This window comes from uncultured Pigmentiphaga sp. (assembly GCF_937950555.1).
Taxonomy (GTDB): domain Bacteria; phylum Pseudomonadota; class Gammaproteobacteria; order Burkholderiales; family Burkholderiaceae_B; genus Pigmentiphaga.
Genome location: NZ_CALFCW010000029.1, coordinates 1 through 2561 on the forward strand (window position 1 = coordinate 1; position 2561 = coordinate 2561).

General features: G+C 56.9%; 4 protein-coding genes. 2 read left to right on the top strand and 2 right to left on the bottom strand.

Annotated elements, in window-relative coordinates; genetic code table 11:
- The coding region (locus Q0319_RS06580) for an acyclic terpene utilization AtuA family protein (RefSeq protein WP_299451505.1) at window positions 1–155 on the bottom strand (155 nt) is incomplete at its 3' end.
- Window positions 156–306: 151 nt separating this feature from the next.
- Here Q0319_RS06580 and Q0319_RS06585 point away from each other — a divergent pair.
- Both Q0319_RS06585 and Q0319_RS06590 read left to right on the top strand, forming a co-directional pair.
- A complete protein-coding gene (locus Q0319_RS06585) occupies window positions 307–1122 on the top strand; it encodes an IclR family transcriptional regulator (RefSeq protein ID WP_299451503.1) in 816 nt (271 codons plus the stop codon).
- Between the two features lie 2 nt (window positions 1123–1124).
- The gene (locus Q0319_RS06590; RefSeq protein ID WP_299451506.1) at window positions 1125–1913 is read left to right on the top strand and encodes a helix-turn-helix domain-containing protein; all 789 of its coding nucleotides are present in this window, start codon (window positions 1125–1127) and stop codon (window positions 1911–1913) included.
- Between the two features lie 140 nt (window positions 1914–2053).
- Here Q0319_RS06590 and Q0319_RS06595 read toward each other — a convergent pair.
- On the bottom strand, window positions 2054–2561 hold a 508-nt coding region (locus tag Q0319_RS06595; protein ID WP_299451504.1), incomplete at its 5' end, for an AraC family transcriptional regulator.

Consider the following 2561-nt stretch of genomic DNA (forward strand, 5'->3'; position numbering starts at 1 on the left):
TTCAATTTCTGGCGCTGTAGAAGAGCCATCGTCAGCTCGGCGAGGTATTCGAGGCAGAGGTAGTCGAGCTCTCCCCTTTCGACCAGCTCATCAGCAGGATCCAGGGCATCGCCCCAGAATCCCGACCCTGCACCCAGGCGTACCCGCTTGCCCATGCCTCGAACCCCCCAGATCTAATTTCATTTTAATCGTCTCAATTTCATTCTAATTCCGCAATAAAGATGCGGTCAAGGCTTTGTCAGAATGACTTTTCATCCCGCTCTTCAGCCCGTACGATTTAAGGCTAATTTCAAGACTCGAAGACAGATGTCAATTTCTCCAGTTCATCCGTCCCAACGTAGTGATCATCCTCCCTTAGTACGGGTACTATCCCGAGGCCTGACGATTCTTTCTGCATTCGAGCCAACGAATGACTGGCTGACGAATTCCGAAATTTCAAAAAAGACGGGCGTGCCCAAGCCAACAGTCTCCAGATTGACGGCAAATCTGCTGAAGGAGGGATACCTAGAGTATTCGCCAGACAAGGCGGCATACCGCCTTGGCGTGTCGGTGCTGTCGCTTGGTTTCATCGCTGCCGCACATCGCAGTTTCATCATGCATGCACGTCCGCTCATGCAGAAATTTGCAGACGAGCACCAGGTTTCAGTTGTGTTGGCCTCTCCCGATATCACCTCTATGGTCTGCAACGATGTCGTTCATGGAAAAAACATGGTTTTCGCACTCAGGGTGCATGCAGGTTCCCGCCTAAGGATCGACCGTTCCGCCATGGGCCGCGCCCTGATAGGCTCGATGGCGGAGATCGAACGCAAGGTTTTTTTCGAAAAACTCAAGGCGAGGGACTCGCGCACATGGAAGGCGCTCAAATCGGAAGCGCAAGAAGCGGTTCGCCAAATGTCCCAACGCGGTTACTGCATCGGGGCCGGCACTATGGAAGCTGGCGTCAATGGCGTGGCAGTCGTTATCGATACCCCAGAAGGAGCGCACACCTATGCCTTGGGCTGTGCTGCTCTGGCCAATAACTTGGATCTGGAGCGTCTCGAACGGGTTGTGGCCCCGGGGCTGCTCGCGTTGAAATTCCAGTTGGAGAAAGAGTTGAGCGATGGCAGCATCGAGCGGGATTGAAAATGGTCAGGACGCGTAAGATTTCCGTAGAACCGAAAGACCGGGAGCAGCAGGTAGATTCTTTGCGTCGGGGGTTAGAAATCCTGCGACTGTTCAACATTCGGCACCGTACGCTATCTGTGGCGCAGATCGCTGCGAGACTGAATCTGTCCCGCTTGACTACGGAAAAGTTGGTGAACACGTTGGTTGCGCACCAGTTCTTGCGTCCAGTTGGCGATGATTGTTTTGAGCCGTATGCATCGTGCCTATCGCTCGGACGCAGCGTCAAACATAGCCTTGCGATCGCCCAGGTAGCTCGTCCTCGTATGTACGAATTTTCGAGGACTCACGATGTGCATGTTACGTTGAGTACCCGAGACGGTACCCATATGCTCGTCGTAGAGCATTGCACCCCGGCTGGAAAAGTTGCGCTGGGGTTGACTACAGGTGCTCGCTTCCCTATTGCCGTTTCAGCATCAGGACGGGCTTATCTTTGGAAGCAACCAGCTAGCAAGCGGAAGCAGCTACTGGAACAGCTCGAAAATGCCTCGTCTATCGGTGCGTATGGCACGCTGGCTGATATTTATGCTGCATTCGAGGAATTGAACCGGCGTGGCTGGTGTCACATCACTGCGCCGGTAGCCAATCAAACCGAATCTATTGCGACACCACTGCCTACGCATTCGGAATACGTTCTGGCTGCTATGACTGTGGGCTGTTTTTTTTCTAAGCACGAGCAGCGCGAGCGGATCGCTACGGCATTGGTCGAAATGGCTCAGGAAATAGACTTGGTCGCAGCGGACGCAGCTTGACTTGAGGAATTGGCACTGCACCCCCTTGGGTAGGTCAACCGAGGCTTGGTGTCTCAACTGTTGCGCTCGATATCAACCGAGCGCGCTTTTGGGTATAGGGCCTTCGTGGGTCAATCAACGGCGGTTTCGTACCCTATGGTTTATTGCCCGATCGCCCGCCGCCAGCTTGCGGGCGTCAATCCATACGCACGCTTGAAAAGGCGGGTGAAGTGGCTCTGGTCGGCAAACCCCGCCTCCGCCGCGGCGTCTGCCAGCGTCGCCCCGGCGCGCACGAGCGTGCGCGCCCTGTCCAGCTGCCGCATGGTGCGGAAATGTGAGGGGCTCGTGCCGAAGGCGGCCCGGAACTGGCGCGCCAGTGTCCAGCGGTCCAAGCCGGCCACGCGTTCCAGCTCCCCAAGCGGACGTGGTACCGATGGGTCGGCCGCAATGAGCTCCCGCACCCGCACCAGTCGGTCGAGCGCAAGCGGAGTGCGCAGCCGGGTCGAGGTGCCGGCGTGACGCTGCAGCAAGTGCGCCACGGAGAGCGTCAGGTCGACCTGCTGGCACGGATCCAAGGGCTGGTCGATGTCCAGCAATCCTTGTTCGAAGAGGGGGCGCATCCATTTCCGGTCGATGACCGGGTTGGCGACGAAGGGCAGGGCCCGCCCT